The organism is Paraoerskovia sediminicola, from assembly GCF_030296575.1.
Taxonomy (GTDB): Bacteria; Actinomycetota; Actinomycetes; order Actinomycetales; family Cellulomonadaceae; genus Paraoerskovia; species Paraoerskovia sediminicola.
This window is the reverse complement of sequence record NZ_AP027729.1, coordinates 3,096,209-3,116,168: the sequence shown is the minus strand read 5'-3', so window position 1 is coordinate 3,116,168 and position 19,960 is coordinate 3,096,209. Positions and strand designations below refer to the sequence as shown.

The following is a 19,960-nucleotide window of genomic DNA, read 5'->3' as shown; positions in this document are numbered from 1 at the left end:
CCGTCCGGTGAGGCGGGGAAGGAGGTCGCCAGATGAACCCTGGCGCTGCTGTGTCCGCAGGCAACCCGAACGACGACGCGCGCGTTCCCGACGAACGCCGCACCCCGCCCCCTCCGGGCACGAGCGGGACGGTCGTCCTCGGTGAGGCCGACATCTCCCGAGCACTGACCCGCATCGCGCACGAGATCGTCGAGCGCAACAAGGGTGCCGACGACGTCGTGCTGCTCGGCATCCCGACCCGAGGCGTGCCGCTCGCGCGCCGCCTCGCCGAGCGTCTCGCCGCCGTCGTGGCGGACGACGACCCGACCTCCGCCGTCCCGGCCGGCTCAGCGCGCGCGACAGGCGGCGAGGGTCGGACGCTGCGCGAGCTCGTCGACGCCGCCCTCGGCGAGCTCGACATCACCATGTACCGCGACGACCTGCGGCGGAACCCGACGCGACCCGTCGGACCGACCCGGCTCCCGGCGTCCGGCATCGACGACAAGGTCGTCGTGCTCGTCGACGACGTGCTGTTCTCCGGCCGGACGATCCGGGCCGCGCTCGACGCGATCAGCGACCTCGGCCGGCCCAGCGCCGTCCAGCTCGCCGTCCTCGTCGACCGGGGGCACCGCGAGCTGCCGATCCGCCCCGACTACGTCGGGAAGAACCTGCCGACGTCGGCCGACGAGCGCGTCTCCGTGCACCTCGCGGAGGTCGACGACGCCGACCGGCCCAGCGGGACCGACGCCGCCGCCCAGCGCGACTCCGTGACGATCGAGGGGGCGCACCGATGAAGCACCTGCTCTCGACCGCGGACCTCGCGCTCGACGACGCGATCCTCGTCCTCGACACGGCCGCGCAGATGGCCGCGACGCAGGGACGCGAGATCAAGAAGCTGCCGACCCTGCGGGGTCGCACGGTCGTCAACCTGTTCTACGAGGACTCGACGCGCACGCGGATCTCGTTCGAGACCGCCGCCAAGCGGCTCTCGGCCGACGTCATCAACTTCTCCGCCAAGGGGTCCAGCGTCTCCAAGGGGAGTCGCTCAAGGACACCGCGCTGACGCTGCACGCGATGGGCGCGGACGCGGTCGTCGTCCGCCACCAGGCCTCGGGGGCACCGCACCTGCTGGCCCACGCCGGCTGGCTCGACTCGTCCGTCGTCAACGCGGGCGACGGGATGCACCAGCACCCCACCCAGGCGCTGCTCGACGCCTACACGATGCGCCGCCACCTCGTCGGTGCGGACGCGCTCGGCGCCGACCTCGCGGGCAAGCGCATCGCGATCGTCGGTGACGTGCTGCACTCGCGGGTCGCGCGGTCGAACGTGCACCTGCTGCACACCCTGGGCGCCGAGGTCGTCCTCGTGTCGCCGCCGACGCTCCTGCCCGTCGGCGTCGAGACGTGGCCGTGCAGCGTGTCGTACCACCTGGACGAGACGCTCCGGGACTTCGCGCCCGACGCGATCATGATGCTGCGCGTGCAGCGCGAGCGGATGAGCGGCGCCGGCGCCGGCGCGTTCTTCCCGAGCCCCTCGAGTACACCCGCAAGTACGGGCTCGACGGCCGCAGGCTCGCCCTGCTGCCGGAGCACTCGATCGTCATGCACCCGGGCCCGATGAACCGCGGGCTGGAGATCTCGGCCGAGGCCGCCGACTCCCCGCGCGCCGTGATCGTCGAGCAGGTCGCGAACGGTGTCGCCGTCCGCATGGCCGTCCTCTACCTCGTCCTGTCGGGCGACTCCTCCGAAGGGACCCCCATCTCATGAGCACCGCGCCCACGACCTACCTGCTGACGGGCGTCGCGCCCCTCGGCGGCGACCCGGTCGACCTCCTCCTGCGCGACGGCGTGATCGCTGGCCTCGGCGCGCCCGGGACGCTGGACGGGTCCGCGGACGACGGCAGCGTCACCGTCGTCGACGGCACCGGCCTGGTCGCCCTCCCGGGCCTCGTCGACCTGCACACCCACCTGCGCGAGCCGGGCCGCGAGGACGCCGAGACCGTCGAGTCCGGCACCCGGGCTGCGGCGGCGGGTGGCTTCACCGCGGTGCACGCGATGGCGAACACGACCCCGGTGGCCGACACCGCGGGCGTCGTCGAGCAGGTCTGGCGCCTCGGGCGCGCGGCCGGCTGGGTCGACGTCCACCCCGTGGGCGCCGTGAGTGTCGGCCTCGAGGGCGAGCGGCTCGCCGAGCTCGGCGCGATGGCCGACTCGGTGGCGCAGGTCAGCGTGTTCTCGGACGACGGCAAGTGTGTCCACGACCCGATCCTCATGCGGCGCGCGCTCGAGTACGTCAAGGCGTTCGACGGCGTCGTGGCGCAGCACGCGCAGGAGCCGCGGCTCACCGAGGGCGCCCAGATGAACGAGGGCGTCGTGTCCGCCGAGATCGGGCTCGCCGGATGGCCGGCCGTCGCGGAGGAGTCGATCATCGCCCGCGACGTGCTCCTCGCCGAGCACGTCGGGTCCCGCCTGCACGTGTGCCACCTCTCCACGGCGCGGTCCGTCGAGATCGTGCGCTGGGCCAAGTCGCGGGGCGTCGACGTCACCGCCGAGGTCACCCCGCACCACCTCGTGCTCACGGACGAGCTCGCGCGCGACTACGACCCCTCCTTCAAGGTCAACCCGCCGCTGCGCACGCAGGCCGACGTGGACGCCGTCCGGCAGGGTCTCGAGGACGGGACGATCGACATCGTCGCGACCGACCACGCCCCGCACACGCGCGAGGACAAGGACTGCGAGTGGGGCGCGGCGGCGTTCGGCATGACCGGGCTGGAGACCGCGCTCAGCGTCGTCCAGCAGACGATGGTCGACACCGGGCGCATGACGTGGGCGGACGTCGCCCGGGTGCTCTCGACGGCCCCCGCACGCATCGGTCGCATCGACGCGGGGAGCGCGCCCAGGGCCGCCCCCTCGAGGTGGGCGAGCCCGCGAACGTCGTGCTGGTGGACCCGAGCGCGACCCGGGTGGTGGACGGCGCGGCCCAGGCCACCGCGAGCGCCAACACCCCGTTCCGGGGCTACGAGCTCCCGGGCCGGGTCGTCGCGACGTTCCTGCGCGGTCGCGCGACCGTGCTGGACGGCGCCCCCGTCGACCGGGCTGCCGGCGCGGCGACCACGCGGGGAGAGGGTGACGACCGATGAACCTCCCCATGCCTGTCGCCGTCGGGATCTGGTTGGTCCTGGGGCTCGCCCTGCTGCTCCTGGTCGCCGTCGGCTTCCGCAACCTGCGCCGTCGCGGCGTGCACGAGGTGCCCGCGCTGCCGGTCGTCCCGGACCCGCTGTCGGCCGCGACGGTAGGCCCGTTCCCCGCGACCTACGTGTCGACGACGCTGGCGGGTGACTGGCTCGCGCGCGTCGGTGCGCACGGTCTCGGCGACCGCGCTGCAGCGACCGTGAGCCTGCACCCCGAGGGCCTGCTCGTGGAGCGTCAGGGCGCCGAGACGGTGTTCGTGGCCGCGTCACGCATCGAGGGCGTCGACACGACGCCCGGGATGGCCGGCAAGGTCACGGGCGGCGAGGGCATCCTCGTCGTGACCTGGCGTCTCGGCGGGCCGCAGGCCGGTGCCGACGAGGAGTCGGACCTGCCCACCACGACGCTCCTGGACACCGGGCTCAACGCGCGGCGGTCGGCCGACCGCGACGAGCTCCTGGACGCTGTCCGTGGCCTGGTCGCGCGACGTACGGCTCGCGTGGACGAGGGCACCGACGAGGCCACCGGCGAGGCCGAGGGTCAGTCCGGTGATCCCGCATCTGAGCCCGTCTCCGACCCCGCTGACGAACCGGCCGACGCGACGCGCCGACGCCGCCCCACGACCCACGACTCCGACGACCAGGAGGCACCCGAGTGACCACCGAGACCCACGCTCCCGCGCCCGCTTCCGCTCCAGGCAGGGCCGGAGCGGACGACACCGCCGTGCTCGTGCTCGAGGACGGCCGCACCGCGACCGGACGCGCCTACGGCGCCCTGGGCGCGACGGTCGGCGAGATCGTCTTCAACACCGGCATGACCGGTTACCAGGAGACGCTGACCGACCCGTCCTACCACCGCCAGATCGTCGTCATGACGGCGCCGCACATCGGCAACACCGGCGTCAACGACGAGGACGACGAGTCGTCGCGGATCTGGGTCAGCGGGTACGTCGTGCGCGACGCGGCCCGCCGGTCGTCGAACTGGCGCGCGCGTCGCACGCTGGACGACGAGCTCGTCGCGCAGGGGGTCGTCGGCATCAGCGACGTCGACACGCGAGCGCTGACGCGTCACCTGCGCGAGCTCGGCACCATGCGCGCCGGGATCTTCTCCGGTGACGCGCTGGTCCGCGACGGCAGGCCTCGGACGACCGAGGACCTCGTCGCCGAGGTCGTGTCCGCGCCCCGCATGGCGGGCTCAGACCTCGCCAAGGAGGTCAGCACGGACGAGGTCTACACGGTCGAGCCCTCGGGGGTGCACGGCGAGAGCGACGCCCCGGCCCTGGGCACGGTCGTCGCCGTCGACCTCGGGATCAAGACGATGACGCCCGTCCGGCTCGCCGAGCGCGGGCTTCGGGTCCACGTGGTGCCGAGCACGACCACGATCGAGCAGATCGAGGCGCTGTCGCCCGACGGCGTGTTCTTCTCGAACGGCCCGGGCGACCCGGGCGCGGCCACGGTCGAGGTCGACCTGCTGCGCGCCGTCCTCGACCGCGGCATCCCGTACTTCGGGATCTGCTTCGGCAACCAGATCCTCGGCCGGGCGCTCGGGTACGAGACGTACAAGCTCGGCTACGGCCACCGCGGCATCAACCAGCCGGTGATGGACCGCACGACCGGCAAGGTCGAGGTCACCGCCCACAACCACGGGTTCGCCGTCGACGCTCCCCGTGACGGCGAGTCCGTCGCACCCCACGACGACGGCCGCTACGGCCGGGTCCGGGTGTCCCACGTCTGCCTCAACGACGACGTCGTCGAGGGCCTCGAGTGCCTCGACCGACCCGCGTTCTCCGTCCAGTACCACCCGGAGGCCGCAGCAGGCCCGCACGACGCGGCCTACCTGTTCGACCGCTTCGTCGACCTCATGAACCTGACCGCGACCGACGGCAAGGAGTCCACGCGTGCCGCGCAGAACTGACCTCAGCAGCGTCCTCGTCATCGGCTCCGGCCCGATCGTCATCGGGCAGGCCTGCGAGTTCGACTACTCCGGCACCCAGGCGTGCCGCGTGCTCAAGGAGGAGGGCCTGCGGGTCGTCCTCGTGAACTCGAACCCGGCGACGATCATGACCGACCCGGAGTTCGCCGACGCGACCTACGTCGAGCCCATCACCACCGAGGTACTGACCTCGATCATCGCGAAGGAGCGCCCCGACGCGCTCCTGCCGACGCTCGGTGGCCAGACGGCGCTGAACGCCGCGATCGCCCTCGACGAGGCCGGTGTCCTCGAGGAGTACGGCGTCGAGCTGATCGGCGCGAACATCCCCGCCATCCAGAAGGGCGAGGACCGCCAGCAGTTCAAGGACGTCGTCGAGAAGTGCGGGGAGAGAGCGCCCGGTCCTCGATCATCCACACGGTCGACGAGGCGATCGCCGCCGCGGAGGACCTCGGGTACCCGATGGTGGTCCGGCCGTCCTTCACGATGGGTGGGCTCGGCTCGGGCATCGCGTACGACGAGGACGACCTGCGCCGCATCGTCGGCTCCGGCCTGCACTACTCGCCCACGACCGAGGTGCTCCTGGAGGAGTCGATCCTCGGCTGGAAGGAGTACGAGCTCGAGCTCATGCGCGACAAGGCGGACAACGTCGTCGTGGTCTGCTCGATCGAGAACGTCGACCCGGTCGGCGTGCACACGGGCGACTCGATCACGGTCGCGCCGTCGCTGACGCTCACCGACCGCGAGTTCCAGAAGCTGCGCGACATCGGGATCGCCGTGATCCGCGAGGTCGGCGTCGACACCGGTGGCTGCAACATCCAGTACGCGGTGGACCCGGCGACGGGGCGCGTCATCGTCATCGAGATGAACCCGCGCGTGTCGCGGTCGTCGGCCCTGGCGTCGAAGGCGACCGGCTTCCCGATCGCGAAGATCGCGGCGAAGCTCGCCGTCGGGTACACGCTCGACGAGATCCCCAACGACATCACGAGCGTGACCCCCGCGTCGTTCGAGCCGACGCTCGACTACGTCGTCGTCAAGGTGCCGCGGTTCGCGTTCGAGAAGTTCCCGGCGGCGGACACCACGCTCTCGACGACCATGAAGTCGGTGGGCGAGGCGATGGCTCTCGGCCGCAACTTCACCGAGGCCCTCGGCAAGGCGCTGCGGTCGATCGACAAGGCCGGGTCCGTCTTCCACTGGGACGGCGAGCCGCTCTCCGGGGCAGCGCTCGACGAGCTGCTCGCGACGATCGGTCGTCCGACCGAGAATCGGATCATCGGCGTGCAGCAGGCGCTCCGCGGCGCGAGCGTCGAGCAGGTCTTCGACGCGACGAAGATCGACCCCTGGTACCTGGACCAGATCCAGCTGGTCAACGAGATCGCTGACGAGGTGGCCGCCGCCCCGGCGCTCACCGCGGCGCTGCTGCTGCGCGCGAAGCGGCACGGCATCTCGGACGCTCAGGTGGCGCGGCTGCGGGGCATCTCGGAGCCGACGGTGCGCGAGCTGCGCCGGGCCCTGGCCGTCCGGCCCGTCTACAAGACGGTCGACACGTGCGCGGCCGAGTTCGCGGCGACCACGCCATACCACTACTCGACCTACGAGGAGGAGACCGAGGTGGCGCCGCGCGAGCGGCCGGCCGTGCTGATCCTCGGGTCCGGCCCCAACCGGATCGGGCAGGGCATCGAGTTCGACTACTCGTGCGTCCACGCCGCCCTCGCCCTCAAGGACCGCTACGAGACGGTCATGGTCAACTGCAACCCCGAGACGGTCTCGACCGACTACGACACCTCGGACCGTCTGTACTTCGAGCCGCTGACCTTTGAGGACGTCCTCGAGGTCTACGAGGCCGAGCTCGCCGCCGGGCCGGTGGCCGGGATCATCGTGCAGCTCGGCGGGCAGACGCCTCTCGGCCTCGCCCAACGGCTCGCCGACGCCGGCCTGCCGATCCTCGGCACCTCGCCCGAGGCGATCGACCTGGCCGAGGACCGTGGGGCGTTCGGCCGCGTCCTGGCCGACGCGGGCCTGCCGGCCCCGCAGTTCGGGACGGCGCTCTCGCTCGTCGAGGCCCAGGAGGTCGCGCACCGCATCGGGTTCCCCGTGCTCGTGCGCCCCTCGTACGTCCTCGGCGGTCGAGGCATGGAGATCGTCTACTCGGCCGGGCAGCTCACCGGCTACGTCGAGCGCGCCCTGGAGAGCTCGGGGAGGAGGCGCGGTCGAGCGGCGGCCTGCCCGCGCCCCTGCTCATCGACCGGTTCCTCGACGACGCGATGGAGATCGACGTCGACGCGCTGTACGACGGCGAGGAGCTCTACCTCGGTGGGGTCATGGAGCACATCGAGGAGGCCGGGATCCACTCCGGCGACTCGGCCTGCGTGCTGCCTCCGGTCTCGCTCAGCACCGCCGAGGTCGAGCGCATCCGGCGCTCGACCGAGGCCATCGCCGAGGGCGTGGGCGTCCGTGGCCTGCTCAACATCCAGTTCGCCCTCGTCTCCGACGTGCTCTACGTCCTCGAGGCGAACCCGCGGGCCTCGCGGACCGTCCCGTTCGTCTCGAAGGCGACGGGGACCCCGCTCGCGAAGGCGGCCGCGCTCGTCATGACCGGCTCGTCGATCGCCGACCTGCGGGCCTCCGGCGTCCTCAAGGCGACCGGCGACGGCGGCGTGCTCGACCTCGACGCGCCCATCGCGGTCAAGGAGGCCGTGCTCCCGTTCAAGCGGTTCCGCACCGACGAGGGGTCCGTCGTCGACACGCTCCTCGGCCCCGAGATGCGCTCGACGGGCGAGGTCATGGGCTACGACGTGGACTTCCCGCGGGCGTTCGCCAAGTCGCAGGCCGCGGCGTTCGGCGGGCTCCCGACGTCGGGCGCGGCCTTCGTCTCGGTCGCCGACCGCGACAAGCGCCAGATCGTCTTCCCGATCAAGCGGCTCAAGGAGCTCGGGTTCACCGTGCTCGCGACCGAGGGAACCGCGTCGGTCCTGCGCCGCAACGGGATCGACGTCACGACGGTGCGCAAGCACTCGACGGGGCGTGGTCCCGACGGTGAGCCGACGATCGTCGACCTCATCACCGAGGGGAAGGTCGACCTCGTGATGAACAGCCCGTCGGGTCAGGGTGCGCGGGCGGACGGCTACGAGATCCGTGCCGCCACGACCGCCGCCGACAAGCCGATCGTGACCACCGTGCAGCAGCTGGCCGCCGCGGTGCAGGGGATCGAGGCGGTCTTGGAGGGCCCGTTCGAGGTCTCGAGCCTGCAGGAGCACGACGCGCGCGCGGCCGCCCGATGACCCGCCCCTTCGGTGAGCGGCTCGCGGCCGCCATGGACGAGCACGGGCCGCTGTGCGTCGGGATCGACCCGCACCCCGGCCTCCTCGAGGCGTGGGGTCTGTCGGACGACGGCGCGGGGGTCCGGGAGTTCGCCTTGCGCGTCATGGAGGCGACCGAGGGGCGGTTGGCGGCCGTCAAGCCGCAGTCCGCGCTGTTCGAGCGGCACGGGTCGCGCGGCGTCGCGGCGCTCGAGGAGGTCGTGGCCGCGGGCCGTGCCTCCGGGACGCTGGTGATCGTCGACGCGAAGCGTGGCGACATCGGCTCGACGATGGCCGGCTACGCCGACGCGTACCTGCGGGACGGTTCGCCGCTCGCGGGTGACGCGCTGACCGTCTCGCCCTTCCTGGGGTTCGGGTCGCTCCGGCCGACGGTCGACGCCGCTCTGGGCTCGGGGCGCGGGCTCTTCGTGCTCTGCCTGACCTCGAACCCGGAGGGCGCCGGGGTCCAGCACGCCCGCGACGCGGACGGCACGTCGGTCGCGTCGAGGATCGCGGGCGAGGCCGCGCTGCTCAACGAGGGCCAGGACCCGATGGGCTCGGTGGGGCTCGTCGTGGGCGCCACGATCGGGGACGCGGCGGCGACGACCGGGACCGACCTGGCCGCGGTGAACGGTCCGCTGCTCGCCCCCGGCGTGGGAGCGCAGGGTGGCGGTGCCGCGGAGCTCGCCGGGGTCTTCGGTGCCGCGCGACGCCAGGTCCTCGCCTCCTCCTCGCGGGCGGTCCTCGCGGCGGGGCCCGACGTCTCCGCGTTGCGGTCGGCCGCGCGCACCGCGGCCGACGAGGTGGCGGCAGCGCTGCGCTGAGCCGGTGAGCGTGCCGCATGTGACCGCTGTGCGTTGCAGGGTCGACGGGGTGTCGCTAGGTTCGGACCGACGCGGCCACGGTGCCGCCGGCGGTTCCCCAGGCGGCACATCTGACCAGAGAAGGTGACTTGCGTGGCACTTCCCCACCTGACCCCCGAACAGCGCGCGGCGGCGCTCGAGAAGGCGGCGGAGGCGCGCCGTGTGCGCGCCGAGGTCAAGAACCGGTTGAAGTTCTCGCAGGGCTCGCTCGCCGACGTGATCGAGCAGGGGCACTCCGACGACATCATCGGCAAGCTCAAGGTGACGGCCCTCCTCGAGTCGATGCCCGGCGTCGGGAAGGTCAAGGCGCGTGCGATCATGGAGGAGATCGGCATCGCCGAGACCCGCCGCGTCCGCGGGCTGGGCCCGCACCAGTCCAAGGCGCTCATCGAGAGGTTTGGCTAGAGCTTCGTGTCGTCACCCGCACCAGCGCCGTCGTCCCGCCTGACAGTCCTCGCAGGACCGACCGCAGTCGGCAAAGGGACCGTCTCGGCCGACATCAGGGAGCGTTACCCGGACGTCTGGCTCTCGGTGTCGGCGACGACCCGGGCGCCCCGCCCGGGCGAGATCGACGGCGTCCACTACCGGTTCGTCACGGCGGACGACTTCGACCGGATGGTCGCGGACGGCGAGATGCTCGAGTGGGCCGTCGTCCACGGGCGCAACCGCTACGGCACGCCCCGAGGGCCCGTCGTCGAGCGCGACCACGCCGGCCTCGCGACGCTCCTCGAGATCGACCTGCAGGGTGCGCGCCAGGTGCGGGAGTCCATGCCGCAGGCGACCTTCGTGTTCCTCGCGCCCCCGAGCTGGGAAGAGCTCGAGCGTCGCCTCGTCGGCCGTGGCACGGAGGACGCGGAGGAGCGCGAGCGACGACTCGCGACGGCCCGCGTCGAGCTCGCGGCGGAGCCCGAGTTCGACCACGTGATCGTCAACGACGACGTCCGGCGGGCGACCGACGAGCTGGTCCGTGTCATGGGGATCACCGAGGCAGACCTGGGCGCGGGAGCGTCGGCCCCCACCCGACTGGACAGCACGCACTAGACTGGTGTTGCGGTGACAGCCGTACCTGGGTGCGCCCTCGTACCGGCACCGCCGCCGTGCACGCCCACCGGTGTGCGCCACCTCTGCGGGACCCCGCAGAGCCCCGAGAACCACGGAGAGCTACGTGTCCGGAACGATCGCTGCCCCCGAGGGCATCACCGACCCGCCCATCGACAAGCTGCTCGAGCGAGTCGACTCGAAGTACGCCCTGGTCACCTACGCCGCGCAGCGCGCGCGCCAGATCAACGCGTACTACTCGCAGCTGAACGAGGGGCTGCTCGAGAACGTGGGCCCGCTCGTCGAGACCCGCAACCAGGAGAAGCCGCTGTCGATCGCCATGCGCGAGATCGACTCGGGTCTGCTGACGCTCACGCCGCGCGCCGAGACGCCCGCGCTCGTGCTCGACGCACCCGAGACCGACCCGGTCGTCGAGGACCCCGACTCCCTCGAGCTCTGACCCGCCGCCCGACGGCGTGACCGCCCTGCTGCCCGACCGAGGAGCCACCGCATGAGAGTCCTGCTGGGCGTCAGCGGTGGCATCGCGGCGTACAAGGCGGTCCTGCTCCTGCGGATCCTGCGCGAGCAGGGTCACAGCGTGCGCGTGCTCCCGACCGCGGCGGCGTTGCGCTTCGTCGGCGCGCCGACGTGGGAGGCACTGTCGGGCGAGCCCGCCACCTCCGAGGTCTTCGAGGACGTCGAGGAGTCCCGCACGTCGCCCTCGGGCAGCAGGCCGATCTCGTGATCGTCGCGCCCGCGACGGCAGACCTGCTGTCGCGTGCGGCGACGGGACGCGCCGACGACCTGTTGACCTCCGCGCTCCTCACGGCGCGCTGCCCGGTCGTGATGGCACCGGCGATGCACACCGAGATGTGGGAGCACGCGGCGACCCGCGCCAACGTCGCGACCCTGCGCGAGCGGGGCGTCCACGTCGTCGAGCCGGCCAGCGGCCGACTCACCGGCGCCGACACCGGGCCCGGCAGGCTCCCCGAGCCGGAGCAGATCGCCGAGATCGCGCTGGCCGTCGCCGGTCGCGCCGAGCAGGGCGGGACGAGCGGGACGGCCCGGGACCTCGACGGTCGGCACGTCGTCGTCTCCGCTGGTGGCACACGTGAGCCGATCGACCCGGTGCGGTTCCTCGGCAACCGGTCCAGCGGCCTCCAAGGGGTCGAGATCGCGCGGGCCGCACGCAAGCGCGGAGCCCGTGTGACGCTCGTCGCGGCGTCCGTCGGCGTGGACGTGTCCGACCTGGATCCCGGTTCGCTGGTCGAGGTCGAGACCACCGCAGAGCTGCGGTCCGCCGTCCGGTCCGCGGGCGGCGATGCGGACGTGATCGTGATGGCGGCTGCCGTCGCCGACTTCCGTCCCGCCGGCACCGCGGCGAGCAAGATCAAGAAGTCGGCCGGTGCGCCGCCGCCGACGATCGAGCTCGTCGAGAACCCCGACATCCTCGCCGAGCTGTCCGCCGAGCGCCTGCGCCCCGGCCAGGTCGTCGTGGGATTCGCCGCCGAGACGGGCGACGCGGACGGCGACGTGCTCGAGCACGGCCGTGCGAAGGCCCGTCGCAAGGGTGCCGACCTGCTCGCGATCAACGCGGTCGGCGACGGCGTCGGCTTCGGCGTCGCGGAGAACGCCGTGACGATCGTCGACCGCGACGGCGAGACGGTGTCGACCGGGCAGGGCACCAAGCGCGCCGTGGCCGAGGCGCTCCTCGACGCCGTGGTGTCGCGCCTCGCTCGCTGAGGCCCCGACCGCCGCGCCCGTGCTGGGGGCGCACGCCGGCGGCGCCCACCGGCCCAGCGCTCCCATGACGGTGGATCCCGCGTGCCCCGCGTCCACGAATCGCGTTACGAACGTCTCATCTCGTACGGCGGATACGCATGCCCACGCCTCGGGACATAGGCTGCGGACCATGACCGACCTGCGCCTGTTCACCTCCGAGTCCGTGACCGAGGGACACCCCGACAAGGTGTGCGACCAGATCTCCGACTCGATCCTCGACGCGATGCTGGAGCAGGACCCGACCTCCCGGGTCGCCGTGGAGACGATGGTCACCACCGGGCTCGTGCACGTCGCGGGGGAGGTGACCACCGAGGCCTACGTCGAGATCCCGCAGATCGTGCGCGACGTCGTCCGCCGGATCGGGTACACGTCGTCGGCCGTGGGCTTCGACGGCGACTCGTGCGGGGTGTCGGTGTCGATCGGTCAGCAGTCGCCGGACATCGCCCAGGGCGTCGACAAGTCGCTCGAGCGGCGCGACGACCAGAGCGACGTCGACCCGCTCGACACGCAGGGCGCGGGCGACCAGGGTCTGATGTTCGGGTACGCGTGCGACGACACGCCGTCCCTGATGCCCCTGCCGGGCTACCTCGCCCACCGCCTCGCCGAGCGGCTCGCCGCGGTCCGCAAGGACGGCACCCTCCCCGGCCTGCGCCCCGACGGCAAGACCCAGGTGACGATCGGCTACGACGGTGACCGGGCCGTCACCCTCGACACCGTCGTGCTCTCCACCCAGCACGACCCGGACGTCCTGCAGGACGTCCTCCACCAGGACGTCGCCGACCGGGTCGTCGCGCCCGTCCTCGCCGAGCTGGGTGTCGACCTCGACACGAGCTCCACCCGGCTGCTCGTGAACCCGACCGGCAAGTTCGTGATCGGCGGTCCCCAGGGCGACGCGGGCCTGACGGGCCGCAAGATCATCGTCGACACCTACGGCGGCATGGCGCGTCACGGTGGAGGCGCGTTCTCGGGCAAGGACCCGTCGAAGGTCGACCGCTCCGCGGCGTACGCCACGCGATGGGTCGCGAAGAACGTCGTCGCCGCCGGGCTCGCCCGGCGCTGCGAGGTGCAGGTCGCGTACGCGATCGGCAAGGCCCACCCGGTCGGCCTCTACGTCGAGACGTTCGGCACCGAGACCGTGCCCGTGGACCGCATCCGCGCCGCCATCGACACCGTGTTCGACCTGCGCCCGGGCGCGCTGGTCCGCGACCTCGACCTGCTCCGTCCGGTGTACGCGGCGACGGCCGCCTACGGACACTTCGGCCGTGAGCTCCCCGACTTCACCTGGGAGCGCACCGACCGCGCCGAGGCGCTGCGCGCCGCCGTCTGACGGACCCGCTGTCGGCGGGCTGTGCTGAGATGGTCCCGTGACCGACCAGGGCGAGCAGCAGGCGCTCATCGACCTGTCCGACGTCCCCGCGCCCGTCGCCAAGGCGTCGTCCCGACGCCGCGCGGGCGGCGTCCCCGTCGCCGAGACCGACCCGATCGTGCGGGTCGCGCTCGACCTGGCGCCGGCGCACCTCGATCGCACCTTCGACTACCTCGTGCCCGCCGCGATGTCGGACGACGTCCGGCCGGGCGTACGCGTCAAGGCGCGGTTCGGCGCCCAGGACCTGGACGGGTACGTGCTCGCCCGCTCGTCGACCACCGAGCACGACGGCGCGCTGCAGCCGTTGCGGCGGCTCGTCTCGGCCGAGCCCGTGCTGACCCCCGAGGTCGCCCGCCTGTGCCGTGCGGTCGCCGACCGGTACGCTGGGACCATGTCCGACGTGCTGCGGCTCGCGGTGCCGCGCCGTCACGCCCGCGCCGAGGCCGCGCACGTGAGCGGCGGTCCGGGTGGAGGAGGCACCAAGGGCTCCGTCGCCGAGCAGGCTGCCGACCCTGCCGACCCTGCCGACCCTGCTGCTCCAGCTGCGGACCCTGCTGCTCCTGCTGGTCCTGCTGCTTCTGCTGGTTTAGTTGCGGACCCTGCTGCTGATCCTGACGATCCTGCTCAGGCGGAGGCCCGTGAGCGCAGCGCAGCGCTGTGGAACGACTACGGGAGCGGCGCCGCGTTCGTGCAGCGCGTCGCGGCCGGTGGCGGCCCGCGTGCCGTGTGGACGGCTCTCGCCGGCCGCACGAACGGCACGCCCGGGGTCGAGGACTGGGCGGCGGCCCTCGCGGGTCTCGTGCGGTCCGTCGAGCAGGCGGGTCGCGGGGTGCTCGTGGTCCTGCCCGACGCGCGCGACGTCGACCACCTGTCGCGGGCGCTCGACGCGACCGGCTGGACCTGCTGCACGGCGCGCTCGGCGGGGCAGTACGTCAGGCTGGAGGCGGACGACGGCCCGTCACCTCGCTACCGGAGCTTCCTGGCGGCGTTGCGCGGCGACGTCCGGGTCGTCGTCGGGACGCGTGCAGCGGCCTTCGCCCCCGTGCAGGACCTGGGCCTGGTCGTGTGCTGGTCGGACGACGAGGAGACGCACGCAGACCCGAGGGCCCCGTACCCGCACGTCCGGGAGGTGCTGCGGCTGCGGAGCGAGCTCGAGGGCGCGGCGTGGCTCGTCGGCAGCCACGGCCGGAGCGTCGTCGCGCAGTCGTTGCTCGCCTCGGGGTGGGCACGGGAGATCACGGCCGCGCGCGACGTCGTCCGGCGCCGGGCGCCCCGTGTCCGGGCGCTGACCTCGGTCGAGCTGGCGTCAGAGGGCGCCGGGGCGGCGGCACGGCTCCCCACGGCGGCCTGGCGGGCGGCCCGCGCAGCGCTCGAGGACGGCCCGGTCCTGGTGCAGGTGCCGCGGCGGGGCTACCTGCCCGTCGTCGCCTGTGCGCGCTGCCGCACCCCGGCGACCTGCGGCACGTGCCACGGCCCGCTGGGGCTGACGGGCGCCGCCGCCGCACCGCAGTGCACGTGGTGCGGGCGGCTCGCCGGCGGGTGGCGGTGCGACGAGTGTCACGGCACGGGACTGCGGTCGGTGCGCGTCGGCTCCGAGCGCACCGCGGAGGAGCTCGGCCGGGCGTTTCCTGGCGTGACCGTCCGGCAGTCGGGCGCCACCGCACCCGGTGGCGTGCTCGCGACCGTCCCTGCGGGCAGAGCGCTCGTCGTGGCGACGCCGGGGGCGGAGCCCGTGGTCCCGGGCGGGTACGCGGCCGCGCTCCTGCTGGACGCCGCGGTCAGCACCGCCCACGTCGGACTCGCGGTGACGCAGGCGGCGCTGCACCGGTGGCTCGCCGCCGCCGCGCTCGTGCGCCCCGCCCCCGACGGCGGTCAGGTGCTGCTCGTCGGTGACGCCGCCCCCGCGCCCACCAACGCCCTGGTTCGCTGGGACCCCGCCGGGCTCGCCGACCGCGAGCTCACGGAGCGCGCCGAGCTGGACCTGCCGCCCGCCGTGCGCGTGGCCGCGGTGACGGGGGACAGGGAGGCCGTCCGTGCGGTCGTCGCCCGCGTGCCGCTCGCGACCGCGACCACCGTGCTGGGACCGGTCGACGTGGAGCCCGAGGGGCGCCACCCCGACAGGACGCTCGCGCCGCCCGTGCGGGTCGTGGTCCGTGTCCCCGCCCGCGAGGGGGACACCCTCGCGAACCAGCTCAGCGCGTCCCTCGGCGTCCGCAGCGCGCGGCGCGAGGGCGGCGGCGTGCGCGTTCGCCTCGACCCGGAGGAGATGCTGTGACGGCGGACTCCACGATCGACACCGTGCTCTACGACCTCGGGCAGGTGCTCGTGCGGTGGGAGCCGTCGGTGGCGATGTCCGCGGGTGTCCCGCGGGAGGCGGCCGAGGCGGCGCTGCGCGAGCTCGACTTCGCGGCGTTCAACCATCGCCAGGACGAGGGCCGGACGTGGCGCGACGCGATCGCGGACCTGCGGCGTGTCGCCCCGCAGCACGTGGCCGCGGTCGAGGCCTACGTGGCTCACTTCCCGGCGTCCCTCACGCGACCCGTCGAGGGCTCGGAGGGCCTGGTCGACGAGCTCGACGACCTGGGGCTGCGGCTGTTCGGCCTGACGAACTGGTCGGCGGAGCTGTTCTGGGCGGCTGAGCCCGCGGCGCCCGCGATCGGGCGGTTGCGTGACGTCCTGGTGTCGGGGGAGGTGGGCGTGGCCAAGCCGGACCCGCGGATCTTCGGGCTCGCCGTCGAGAGGTTCGGGCTGGTGCCCGCGCGCACGGTCTTCGTCGACGACAGCGAGGCCAACGTCGCGGCCGCAGCGGCGCTCGGCTTCCGCGGTCTGGTGTTCACGACGACCGCTGCCCTGCGCTCCGACCTGCGCGCGCTCGGGATCGCGGTCGGCGGTGCCGCCCCGGAGCCGCCGCGCACCTAGACTCGCCGCATGCGTGTTCTCTTCGCCGGTACGCCGCAGGCTGCGGTCCCATCCCTCGAGGCGCTGGTCGGGTCCCGGCACGAGGTCGTCGCCGTGCTCACCCGTGCCGACGCGCGCTCCGGTCGCGGCCGCAAGGTCACGCCGAGCCCCGTGCGGGCACGGGCCGAGGAGCTCGGGCTGCCGGTCATCACCGACCGCCCCCGCGACGAGGGTTTCGCCGACCGGCTCCGCGAGCTCGACGTCGACTGCGCCCCCGTCGTCGCCTACGGGGAGATCCTGCGTCGCGACGTGCTCGACGTGCCGAGGCTCGGCTGGGTGAACCTGCACTTCTCGATCCTGCCGGCCTGGCGCGGCGCGGCACCCGTGCAGCACGCGGTCATCGCGGGCGACGAGGTGACCGGGGCCTCGACGTTCCTGCTGGACGAAGGCCTCGACACCGGTCCCGTCCTGGGGACCACGACGGAGACGGTGCGCCGCCGGGACACGTCCGGAGACCTGCTGGAGCGGCTCGCGACCTCGGGTGCCGGTCTGCTCGTCGCGACGCTCGACGCGCTCGAGGACGGTGCGATGTCCCCGACCCCGCAGCCGCCGGACGGCGTCAGCCTCGCCCCCAAGCTGACGACCGCCGACGCCGAGGTGCGTTGGGCCGACCCGGCGTTCGCGGTGGACCGCTCGGTGCGAGGCTGCACCCCGGCGCCGGGTGCGTGGACGACCCTGCCCGACGGCGCGCGGCTAGGGCTCGGACCCGTGGTCCCGCGCCCCGACGTGACCGACCTGCGCCCGGGCGAGGTGCGCGCCGGGAAGAAGGAGGTGCTCGTCGGGACCGGGACCCACGCGGTCGAGCTCGGCGAGGTCGCCCCGGTCGGCAAGAAGCACATGGCCGCCGCGGACTGGGCGCGCGGTGCGCGGCTCGCCGAGGACCTCGTGCTGGGGGCGTCCGCGTGAGCGGGCAGAACGACCGGAACAGCGACCGGCGGAACGATCGGGCGAGCGACCGGCGCGACGGTCGAGGCCGCCAGCGTGGGGCCGCACGGTCCCAGGGCTCCGGCCACCGGAGCGCGGCGGCGCCGTCGCAGCGCCGCAGAGGCAGCGACCCGGCCCGGGCGGTCGCCTACGACGTCCTGCGCCAGGTCGACGGGTCCGACGCCTACGCGAACCTCGTCCTCCCGCCGATGCTGCGCTCCCGCTCGATCACCGGGCGCGACGCCGGGTTCGCCACGGAGCTCGCGTACGGCACCCTGCGCATGCGGGGGCGCCACGACGCGGTGATCGCCCGGTGCGTCGACCGGCACCTGGACAAGATCGACCCTCCGGTGCTCGACCTCCTGCGGCTGGGCACGCACCAGCTGACCGCGATGCGGGTACCGAACCACGCCGCGGTCTCGGAGACGGTCGGCCTCGCGCGCGAGAAGGTCGGCGCCGGTGCCGCGCAGTTCGTCAACGCCGTGCTCCGGAGCGTCGCGCGCACGCCCGTCGACGAGTGGCTCCTGGCGGTCGGGGACGCGGCGCGCGCCACCGGCGGGGAGGACGAGCGCCTCTCGGTCCTCGAGAGCCACCCGCGATGGATCACGCGGGCGCTGCGGGAGTCGCTGGTCGCGGCGGGGCGACCCGCCGAGGAGACCGAGGACCTCCTGCGCGCCGACAACGCCGCACCGCGCGTGACGCTGGTCGTCCGTCCCGGCCTCCCGGTGGAGCGAGAGCTCGCGGAGATCGGCGGCCCGAAGGCCGACCGGACCCCTGGGACGTCCGGGGACGGGGCGCCTCGCTCGGCACCTGACGGTCCGAGCGGTCCGGCCGGCGCGCGCAGATCGCCGCGCACCGCCGCCGTGGTCAGCACCGCCGCCGGGCGGTGGGCGCCGACCGCGCGCGTGCTCGAGGGCGGCGACCCGGGAGCGCTCACCGGTGTCCGGGAGGGTTCGATCGGCGTCCAGGACGAGGGCAGCCAGCTCGTGACGCTCGCGTTCCTCGCGGCCGAGATCGAGGGCCCGGACGAGCGCTGGCTCGACCTGTGCGCGGGGCCGGGCGGCAAGGCGGCTCTGCTCGCCGCCGTGGCGGGGGAGCGGGGCGCGCGGGTCGTCGCGAACGAGGTCCAGCCGCACCGGACGGACCTGGTGCACCGTGCCCTGTCGGCCGTGATGGCGGACGCGGTGGAGGACGTGCGCACCGGAGACGGACGCGCGGCGGGGACCACCGAGCCGGGCGCCTACGACCGGGTCCTCCTGGACGCGCCCTGCACAGGGCTGGGTGCCCTGCGGCGGCGACCCGAGTCGCGCTGGCGACGGACGCCGTCCGACGTCGGGACGCTCACCGCTCTCCAGGGCGAGCTGCTCCGGTCGGCGCTGGCCGCGGTCCGGCCCGGGGGCATGGTCGGGTACGTGACCTGCTCGCCGCACCTCGCCGAGACGAGGTTCGTCGTCGACGACGTGCTGCGGGGGCGGGACGACGTCGAGCGCGTCGACGCGGCCGCCGCGGTCAGGCAGGTCGTGCGCGAGGCCGGGGGCGAGGAGATCGAGCTGTCGGACCGCTCGGACGTCCAGCTGTGGCCGCACCTGCACGGCACGGACGCGATGCACCTCACGCTCCTACGTCGGCGTTGAGTGGACGCTGAGCGGGCACGGATCTGGCACTGATCGGGCACTGAGCGGGCCGTGCGCGGGGGCTGGGCGAGGGCTGGACGGTTCTAGGCGGGTGGTGCGCCATAGGCTGGTGCCATGACCTCTCTGATCGCCCCGAGCATCCTGTCCGCCGACTTCGCGAACCTCGAACGCGACCTGCACGCGATCTCGGCGGCGGACTACGCGCACGTCGATGTCATGGACTACCACTTCGTGCCGAACCTGACGCTGGGGCTCCCGGTCTTCGAGCGTCTCGCGCAGGTGTCGCCGATCCCGCTCGACGCGCACCTGATGATCGACGACGCGGACCGCTGGGCCCCGCAGTACGCGGAGGCCGGCGCCGCGTCGGTGACGTTCCACGCCGAGAGCGCTGCGGCCCCGGTGCGGCTCGCCCGCGAGCTGCGCAGGCTGGGTGCCCGCGCGGGCATGGCGCTGCGCCCGGCCACGAGCATCGAGCCCTACGTGGACCTGCTGCCCGAGCTCGACATGGTCCTGATCATGACCGTCGAGCCGGGGTTCGGGGGCCAGTCGTTCATCGAGGGGACGCTGCCGAAGATCCGTCGCACCCGCGAGGCGGTCGCCGCGGCGGGCCTCGACGTCTGGGTCCAGGTGGACGGGGAGTCTCGCGCTCGACCATCGAGCGGGCGTCGGACGCCGGCGCGAACGTCTTCGTCGCGGGTTCGGCCGTGTACGGGGCGGACGACGTCCCGGCGGAGATCGAGGCGCTGCGCAACCTCGCTGACGGTGCATGCCGACACTAGCCATCAGTATTAATAGTGTGCCAAGCGCGTCTCATCGCGCCGATCGCACCAGACCACCCAGCGCACCTATGGCAAAATGCCTGGAGCAGAACGCAACACGAGCTCCGGGGTCGGTGAAAGTCCGAGCCGGCGGTGACAGTCCGCGACCCGCACTTCGGTGCGGTTGACCTGGTGGAACTCCAGGACCGACGGTGAGAGTCCGGATGGGAGGAGCCGTGGCGG

At 73.6% G+C, this 19,960-nt stretch carries 12 protein-coding genes, 5 pseudogenes and 1 riboswitch; all 17 genes and pseudogenes read left to right on the top strand.

Features of this window, described 5'->3' with window-relative positions; genetic code table 11:
• Nucleotides 1–32 precede the first annotated feature (32 nt).
• The 17 genes and pseudogenes from pyrR (at nucleotide 33) to rpe (ending at nucleotide 19,738) form a co-directional block, all read left to right on the top strand.
• Nucleotides 33–773 (top strand): bifunctional pyr operon transcriptional regulator/uracil phosphoribosyltransferase PyrR, encoded by a 741-nt coding sequence (pyrR, locus tag QUE47_RS14395; RefSeq protein ID WP_286217844.1) that lies wholly within the window; start codon nucleotides 33–35, stop codon nucleotides 771–773.
• A pseudogene (locus QUE47_RS14390) lies at nucleotides 770–1,745 on the top strand (aspartate carbamoyltransferase catalytic subunit). The gene pyrR and the pseudogene QUE47_RS14390 overlap by 4 nt, the downstream one beginning before the upstream one ends.
• Nucleotides 1,742–3,117: pseudogene (locus QUE47_RS14385) on the top strand (dihydroorotase). The pseudogenes QUE47_RS14390 and QUE47_RS14385 overlap by 4 nt, the downstream one beginning before the upstream one ends.
• On the top strand, nucleotides 3,114–3,824 hold the full coding sequence (locus QUE47_RS14380; protein ID WP_286217843.1) for a PH-like domain-containing protein: 711 nt from the start codon (nucleotides 3,114–3,116) through the stop codon (nucleotides 3,822–3,824). Before QUE47_RS14385 ends, QUE47_RS14380 begins: the two are co-directional and overlap by 4 nt.
• Complete coding sequence (gene carA, locus QUE47_RS14375; RefSeq protein WP_434019697.1) at nucleotides 3,821–5,080, top strand: glutamine-hydrolyzing carbamoyl-phosphate synthase small subunit; 1,260 nt, start codon at nucleotides 3,821–3,823, stop codon at nucleotides 5,078–5,080. Before QUE47_RS14380 ends, carA begins: the two co-directional genes overlap by 4 nt.
• Nucleotides 5,064–8,376, top strand: a pseudogene (gene carB, locus QUE47_RS14370) (carbamoyl-phosphate synthase large subunit). The gene carA and the pseudogene carB overlap by 17 nt, the downstream one beginning before the upstream one ends.
• Nucleotides 8,373–9,218, top strand: a complete 846-nt coding sequence (gene pyrF / locus QUE47_RS14365; RefSeq protein WP_286217842.1) for an orotidine-5'-phosphate decarboxylase — start codon at nucleotides 8,373–8,375, stop codon at nucleotides 9,216–9,218. Before carB ends, pyrF begins: the two are co-directional and overlap by 4 nt.
• A gap of 132 nt (nucleotides 9,219–9,350) precedes the next feature.
• On the top strand, nucleotides 9,351–9,662 hold the full coding sequence (gene mihF, locus QUE47_RS14360) for an integration host factor, actinobacterial type (protein ID WP_286217841.1): 312 nt from the start codon (nucleotides 9,351–9,353) through the stop codon (nucleotides 9,660–9,662).
• Nucleotides 9,663–9,668: 6 nt separating this feature from the next.
• Complete coding sequence (gene gmk, locus QUE47_RS14355; RefSeq protein ID WP_286217840.1) at nucleotides 9,669–10,298, top strand: guanylate kinase; 630 nt, start codon at nucleotides 9,669–9,671, stop codon at nucleotides 10,296–10,298.
• A 124-nt stretch (nucleotides 10,299–10,422) separates the two neighbouring features.
• The gene (gene rpoZ, locus QUE47_RS14350) at nucleotides 10,423–10,755 is read left to right on the top strand and encodes a DNA-directed RNA polymerase subunit omega (protein ID WP_286217839.1); all 333 of its coding nucleotides are present in this window, start codon (nucleotides 10,423–10,425) and stop codon (nucleotides 10,753–10,755) included.
• Nucleotides 10,756–10,806: 51 nt separating this feature from the next.
• Nucleotides 10,807–12,038: pseudogene (gene coaBC / locus QUE47_RS14345) on the top strand (bifunctional phosphopantothenoylcysteine decarboxylase/phosphopantothenate--cysteine ligase CoaBC).
• Nucleotides 12,039–12,207: 169 nt separating this feature from the next.
• Complete coding sequence (gene metK / locus QUE47_RS14340) at nucleotides 12,208–13,404, top strand: methionine adenosyltransferase (protein WP_286217838.1); 1,197 nt, start codon at nucleotides 12,208–12,210, stop codon at nucleotides 13,402–13,404.
• Between the two features lie 37 nt (nucleotides 13,405–13,441).
• Entirely contained in the window at nucleotides 13,442–15,718 is a 2,277-nt protein-coding gene (locus tag QUE47_RS14335) for a primosomal protein N' family DNA-binding protein (RefSeq protein ID WP_286217837.1), read from the top strand.
• Nucleotides 15,715–16,362 (top strand): HAD-IA family hydrolase, encoded by a 648-nt coding sequence (locus tag QUE47_RS14330; RefSeq protein ID WP_286217836.1) that lies wholly within the window; start codon nucleotides 15,715–15,717, stop codon nucleotides 16,360–16,362. The genes QUE47_RS14335 and QUE47_RS14330 overlap by 4 nt, the downstream gene beginning before the upstream one ends.
• A gap of 9 nt (nucleotides 16,363–16,371) precedes the next feature.
• On the top strand, nucleotides 16,372–17,307 hold the full coding sequence (gene fmt, locus QUE47_RS14325; RefSeq protein ID WP_286217835.1) for a methionyl-tRNA formyltransferase: 936 nt from the start codon (nucleotides 16,372–16,374) through the stop codon (nucleotides 17,305–17,307).
• Nucleotides 17,304–18,959 carry an RsmB/NOP family class I SAM-dependent RNA methyltransferase gene (locus QUE47_RS14320; protein WP_286217834.1) on the top strand — a complete coding sequence of 552 codons (1,656 nt, stop codon included), beginning with the start codon at nucleotides 17,304–17,306 and terminating at the stop codon, nucleotides 18,957–18,959. Before fmt ends, QUE47_RS14320 begins: the two co-directional genes overlap by 4 nt.
• Before the next feature lie 114 nt (nucleotides 18,960–19,073).
• A pseudogene (gene rpe / locus QUE47_RS14315) lies at nucleotides 19,074–19,738 on the top strand (ribulose-phosphate 3-epimerase).
• Nucleotides 19,739–19,833: 95 nt separating this feature from the next.
• A riboswitch (FMN riboswitch) is annotated at nucleotides 19,834–19,957 on the top strand.
• The last annotated feature ends 3 nt before the right edge of the window (nucleotides 19,958–19,960 follow it).

Bases quoted from the DNA above. Each gene is read 5' to 3' on its own strand.
- pyrR (WP_286217844.1), top strand. From the start codon at position 33: ATGAACCCTGGCGCTGCTGTGTCCGCAGGCAACCCGAACGACGACGCG.
- QUE47_RS14380 (WP_286217843.1), top strand. From the start codon at position 3,114: ATGAACCTCCCCATGCCTGTCGCCGTCGGGATCTGGTTGGTCCTGGGG.
- pyrF (WP_286217842.1), top strand. From the start codon at position 8,373: ATGACCCGCCCCTTCGGTGAGCGGCTCGCGGCCGCCATGGACGAGCAC.
- metK (WP_286217838.1), top strand. From the start codon at position 12,208: ATGACCGACCTGCGCCTGTTCACCTCCGAGTCCGTGACCGAGGGACAC.
- fmt (WP_286217835.1), top strand. From the start codon at position 16,372: ATGCGTGTTCTCTTCGCCGGTACGCCGCAGGCTGCGGTCCCATCCCTC.